General features: G+C 35.6%; 1 protein-coding gene. It reads right to left on the reverse strand.

What is annotated here, in order from left to right:
• Nucleotides 1-368 (reverse strand): hypothetical protein (locus Y882_RS19780; RefSeq protein ID WP_211259251.1); only part of this gene is annotated, 368 nt, incomplete at its 3' end.
• Between the last annotated feature and the right edge of the window lie 17 nt (nt 369-385).

Below are 385 nucleotides of genomic sequence, written 5' to 3' on the forward strand. Positions count from 1 at the left end.
GTAATCATAGTATTACTGAAGTTTGGGTCGCCGTGAATAACAGAGTACTGTCCCTGAGAACGGTTATGATAACGAATAAGATGTTCTAAAGCTTGTTTCAACATTGGCTTCAGATGTCCAATCTTAGTGTAGTTCACGTGTGTGATTTTACCAAATGAATCAATCAATGGCTGAATGCTTTCACAACGATCAATAACTTTCGTATAGAACTCTTTAGTGAAATCACGGCGAACAGTTTCAGGACTTACAAAATAAGTGTCTGTGCTGAATTTCAGTGCATCTAAAATTGCATCAACAATTTGTGGACGAGCAAGACTTGATTTGGATTTAATATATTCAAATGCCGGCTTACCTTTAATACGTTCCATTTCAAAATTATTTTCAT

It is taken from the genome of Dyella japonica DSM 16301 (assembly GCF_001010355.1).
Classification (GTDB): Bacteria; Pseudomonadota; Gammaproteobacteria; order Xanthomonadales; family Rhodanobacteraceae; genus Dyella; species Dyella japonica.